Origin of the sequence: Mycobacterium sp. E3247, assembly GCF_001667785.1 — a bacterium.
In the GTDB taxonomy this organism is placed as follows: domain Bacteria; phylum Actinomycetota; class Actinomycetes; order Mycobacteriales; family Mycobacteriaceae; genus Mycobacterium.
This window is the reverse complement of sequence record NZ_LZJG01000568.1, coordinates 1-4,953: the sequence shown is the minus strand read 5'-3', so window position 1 is coordinate 4,953 and position 4,953 is coordinate 1. Positions and strand designations below refer to the sequence as shown.

Genomic DNA, 4,953 nt, shown 5'->3' with positions numbered 1-4,953 from the left:
CTTGATGTAGAAGGCGCCGACGACGACCACCAACAGCACCACCGACACCTTGATGCCGGTGATCACCGCGGAGAACCTGGACGACAGTTTGGTGCCCAGCGCGATCAGGGTGGCCACCCCGGCGACGATCAGCAGCGCGCCCCAGTCCAGGTTGACCGACCCGAACTCGGTTGTGCCCCCGGCAAACCCGAAGACGTTGCCCAGATAGCTCGACCACCCCTTGGCCACGACCGCCGCGCCGATCGCCAGCTCCAGCAGCAGGTTCCACCCGATGATCCAGGCCAGGAACTCCCCGAAGGTGGCGTAGGAGAAGGTGTAGGCGCTGCCGGCGACGGGCAGCGTGGAGGCGAACTCGGCGTAACACAGCGCGGCCAGCGCGCAGGTGATGGCCGCGATGACGAACGAGATCCAGATGGCCGGGCCGGTGATGTCGCCGGTCGTCGAGGCCGTGACGGTGAAGATACCGGCGCCGATCACCACCGCGACGCCGAAGACGACCAGGTCCAGCCAGGTCAGGTCCTTGCGTAGCCGGGTGTCTGGCTCGTCGGTGTCGGCTATCGATTGCTCGACCGACTTCATCCGCCATCGGTTGGCCATCCGTCGCCCTTCGGAATCAACTGGGACCCATTGGTCCGTCACAGTACTGGGTACTCTGCCGAGATGCCGGACACCAAAGCAAACACCAGGGAGCATGCGGTGGTCATCGGGGGCAGCATCGCCGGCCTGTGCGCCGCGCGGGTGCTCTCGGATTCCTATGCGCGAGTCACCGTCTACGAACGCGACGAGTTGCCGAGCACACCGTCGAACCGGGCGGCGGTCCCGCAGGACCGGCACCTGCACATGCTGATGGCCCGCGGCGCAATGGAGTTCGAGACGCTGTTCCCCGGGCTGCTCGACGACATGGTGGCCACCGGCGTGCCGATGCTGGAGAACCGGCCCGAGTGCATTCACCTCGGCGCCGCCGGCCACGTGCTCGGGACCGGGCACACGCTGCGCGACGAATTCACCGCGTATGTGCCCAGCCGCCCGCATCTGGAGTGGCAGTTGCGCAAACGAGTCCGGGATACGGACAACGTGGTGATCGTGCGCCGCTCCGTGGCTGAACCACGGTTCGACGCGGCCCGCCGGCGGGTAACCGGGGTGGTGCTGGACGCCGAAAACACCGACGGCCGGGAGCCGGAATTCGTGGCCGCGGACCTCGTCGTCGACGCGGCCGGGCGGGGCACCCGGCTCCCGGTGTGGCTCGAGCAGTGGGGGTACGAGCGGCCCCGGGAAGACGCCCTGGACATCGGCATCCACTACGCCACCCAGCAGTTCCGCATCCGGGACGGATTGATCACCGAGAAGGTGGTGGTCGCGGGCGCCTCCCACGACAAGTCGCTGGGGCTGGGCATGCTGTGCTACGAGGACGGCACCTGGGTGCTGACCACCTTCGGCGTGGCCAACGTCAAACCGCCCCGGACGTTTCCCGAGATGCTGGCGCTGGCCGACGAGCTACTACCAGCCCACTTCAGTACCGCCCTGACGCAGGCCGAACCCCTGGGAGAGCCGGCGTTCCACGCGTTTCCGGCCAGCCGCTGGCGCCGGTATGACAAGCTGGACCGCTTCCCCGCCGGGATCATCCCCTTCGGCGACGCGGTCGCCAGCTTCAACCCGACCTTCGGGCAGGGCATGACGATGACCTCGCTGCAGGCCGGTCACCTGCGGCGCGCGCTGTCCTCCCCCGACGAGCAACTGGCCGCGGAACTGAGCCGGGCCACCGCCAAGACCACCTTCCCCGTCTGGATCATGAACGCCATCGGCGACGTCACCTTTCACCACGCCGGAACCAAGGGACCGATCCCGTGGTGGTGGCGGCCCTCCGGTGCGCTGTTCGACCAATTCCTGGGGGCCGCCGAGACCGATCCCGTTCTGGCGGAATGGTTTTTGCGCCGGTTCTCACTGCTGGACAGCCTGTACATGGTCCCGCCGCCGCGCATCGTCGGGCGGGCCATTACGCACAACCTGCGGCTGTGGCTGGGCGAACGCCGTCAGGCCGCCCGTGGCGATCGCGAGCGCGGCGAAGCCGGGCGATGCGGGTCGCCACTATAAGACCGCCGGCGCGCCCCCCTCACAGCCCCACAGTCGCCCTGAACAGCTTGGTGGGCTCGCGCGCGACCAGCCGGATCGGGGCGTCGTCGGCCGCCACCCAGGCGGCCATCCCCCGCTGCAGGGTCAGCGACCCGGACTTGCCGTGCACGGTCGTGCAGCCCTCGGTGCACAGCAGGATCTGCGGGCCCTCGTGGCTGCACGAGGCGTCGACCTCGTGGCCCAGATAATCGCCGTCGAGCTCCAGCAGCGCGACCGCGAACTCGTCGGCCGGGGTCTCATAGATCAGGCCGAAGCCCTCGCGGCGGACGTGGGACCGCACCTCTGCCTCGCTGGTCGGGGTGAAGTCGAGCACCCGCAGCAACTCGGGGACGTCGACGTGTTTGGGGGTCAGGCCGCCGCGTAACACGTTGTCGGAGTTGGCCATCACCTCCAGGGCGAACCCGCGCAGGTAGGTGTGCAGGCTGCCCGCCGACACGAAGATCGCCTCGCCGGGGGCCAGCGTGATGCGGTTCAGCAGCAGCGCCGCCAGCACCCCGGCGTCGCCGGGATAGCGTTCCCCGAGTTCCAGCACCGTCTTGACCTCGCCGGCGAATTCGGTTGCCCCGGAGCTGATGTACTGGATGGCGCCGTCCAGTACGGCGGGCACCAGAACGTCGATGTCGGGCTGGGGTGCGGTGATCCAGGTGGTGAACAGCGCTCGCAGGCCGTCGGCGTCGGACTGGTCGTTGAGCAGCTCGATGAAGGGGTCGAGGTCCGAGACCGCCAGGGCGCGCAGCAGCTCGACGGTGCGGGCGACCTGACGGAATCCGGCGAGCGCCTCGAACGGCTGCAGCGCCACCAGCAGCTCGGGTTTGTGGGAGGTGTCGCGGTAGTTGCGTACCGGGGAGGACAGCGGGATACCCAGCCGCTCCTCGCGGAGGTAACCTTCGGCCGCCTGCGCCGCGCTCGGGTGGGCCTGCAGGGACAGCGGCTCGTCGGCCGCGAGCACCTTGACCAAGAACGGCAGCACGTCTCCAAATCGGGCGCGCGTCGCCGGGCCGAGCTGTCCCTCCGGGTCTTCGACGAGCGCATCGAGCAGCGTGATCTCGCCATGATCCGTTTCCAGCCAGGCCGGGTCGCCGGGGTGTGCGCCGAACCAGAGCTCGGCCTCCGGGTGGGCGGCCGGAACCGTCCGCCCGGTGAATTCGGCGATGTCGGTGCGTGATCCCCAGGCGTACGTCCGCAAGGCTCCGCGAAGCAGTTCCACTGTTCTATCTATCCCCGCACCAGTCGCGCGTAAACCGCGGCCATCTCCAGCCGGACGGCCAACACTGCCAATTGCTGCTCGGCGCTGATGGCGCCCCCCAACGCCGGCGTGACGGTCGAGCCGGCCGAGCCGCCGGGTCCGTCGGGCACGTCCTCGGCGGCGAGCAGGTACACGTCGTCCAGCCCCGCGGTGCGGGCGGCCACCACCGGCTGTTCGGCGGACAAGGTCAGCGCCAGCACCAGCAGCCGCCGGGGCAGCGGGCCGTCGATCTGCTCGTCGTGGAACAGCGCCTCGGCGGGATCCGGGAAGCCGCCGGAGGCCCCGGCGCGCAGCGCGACGACGGCGTCGGACAGGCCGGTCGCGGCGACCACCTGATGGGCGGTCCGCAGCAGCACCGAACTGCCATGCCGGGCCAGCGCCAGCGTCGCTGCGCAATCGCCGGCCAGCGCGACCTGACGGTCGGCCAGCCGCGCGGCGATCGTCTTGGCCGGGTTGGTGAACAGCTCGCGGCCCGCGCTGTTGCGCAGCGCCTCGGCGTCCAGCTCGTCGGCCAGGGCCCGCAGGTCGATGCTCGGCCGCTGGTCCACGGTCTGCACGACGGCCAGGCCGGCGGCCAGGTAGCGGCACAGCCCGAACTCGTCCGGGATGGCAAGCCGCGGCGCCAGCACCGCCGCCCGGCCCGCCGTGTAATCCCGCAGCGGCCCCTCGTACGGCGCGACGACCACGACCCGCGCCCCGCGGCGCACCCCGGTCGCCGCCGCGGCGACCAGCACGGGATCGCCAGGATCGTCGCCCGCCACGACCAGCACGTCGAGCGGGCCGATCCACGGCGGGACCTCGGCGGTCAGCGCGATCGGCTCGGAAGCCGCACCGCCCACCGTCGCGGCCAGCATGGCGCCGGCGCTGTCGGCGGCCCCGCGGCCGGCCACCCAGATCAGGCTGCGCGGCCGGTCGTCGGTCCGCAGGGTATCCAGCGCGCCCTCCTCGACCGCCGCGGCGATCGCGCGCACCTGGGCGCCGGCCGACGACGCCGAGCGCAGCATGCCGTCACGGTCGGCGGCGAGCAGACCCTCGGTGTCCTCGAGATCGATCGCCCGCACGGCGCTCACGGGGCGGCCTCGGCGGGCGCCGGCTGCGCCTCGATCTCCGCGCTGATCTGGGCCACCACCGCGTCGACGTCCTCGGCGCTGCGCCCCTCCACGTTGAGCCGCAGCAACGGCTCGGTGTTGGAGCTGCGCAGGTTGAACCAGCTGCCGTCGCCCAGGTCGACGGTCACCCCGTCCACGTGGTCGATGGCGTGGATCCGGCTGCCGAAGGACTTCAGCACGGCTTCGGTGCACAGCGACGCGTCGGCGACCGTGAAGTTGATCTCGCCCGACGATTCGTAGCGCTGGTAGTCCGCGGTCAACTCCGACAACGGCCGGTCCTGCTCGCCGAGGGCGGCCAGCACGTGTAGCGCGGCCAGCATCCCGGAGTCCGCACCCCAGAAGTCACGGAAGTAATAGTGCGCCGAATGTTCGCCGCCGAAGATGGCGCCGGTGTCGGCCATCATCGCCTTGATATAGGAGTGCCCGACGCGGGAGCGCAGCGGCGTGCCGCCGCGTTCGGTGACCAGC

Annotated in this window: 4 protein-coding genes and 1 pseudogene; 1 reads left to right on the top strand and 4 read right to left on the bottom strand. The window is 70.6% G+C overall.

Translation table 11 applies throughout. The features are described 5' to 3' along the window. Window positions 1–597: amino acid permease (locus A9X04_RS29185; protein ID WP_156764592.1), on the bottom strand; the 597-nt coding region annotated here is incomplete at its 3' end. 99 nt (window positions 598–696) lie between these two features. Between A9X04_RS29185 and A9X04_RS29180 the strand changes: the two genes are divergently transcribed. Then, on the top strand, window positions 697–2,091 hold the full coding sequence (locus tag A9X04_RS29180; protein ID WP_156764593.1) for an NAD(P)/FAD-dependent oxidoreductase: 1,395 nt from the start codon (window positions 697–699) through the stop codon (window positions 2,089–2,091). 19 nt (window positions 2,092–2,110) lie between these two features. Here A9X04_RS29180 and manA read toward each other — a convergent pair whose 3' ends face one another. The 3 genes and pseudogenes from manA to manB all read right to left on the bottom strand — a co-directional run. Further along, window positions 2,111–3,337, bottom strand: a complete 1,227-nt coding sequence (manA, locus tag A9X04_RS29175) for a mannose-6-phosphate isomerase, class I (RefSeq protein ID WP_067928592.1) — start codon at window positions 3,335–3,337, stop codon at window positions 2,111–2,113. An 8-nt stretch (window positions 3,338–3,345) separates the two neighbouring features. Beyond that, window positions 3,346–4,446: a TobH protein gene (locus A9X04_RS29170; protein WP_067928589.1), complete on the bottom strand. Its 1,101-nt coding sequence runs from the start codon at window positions 4,444–4,446 to the stop codon at window positions 3,346–3,348. After that, a pseudogene (gene manB / locus A9X04_RS29165) lies at window positions 4,443–4,953 on the bottom strand (phosphomannomutase/phosphoglucomutase); the annotation flags it as partial. The pseudogene manB and the gene A9X04_RS29170, both read right to left, overlap by 4 nt.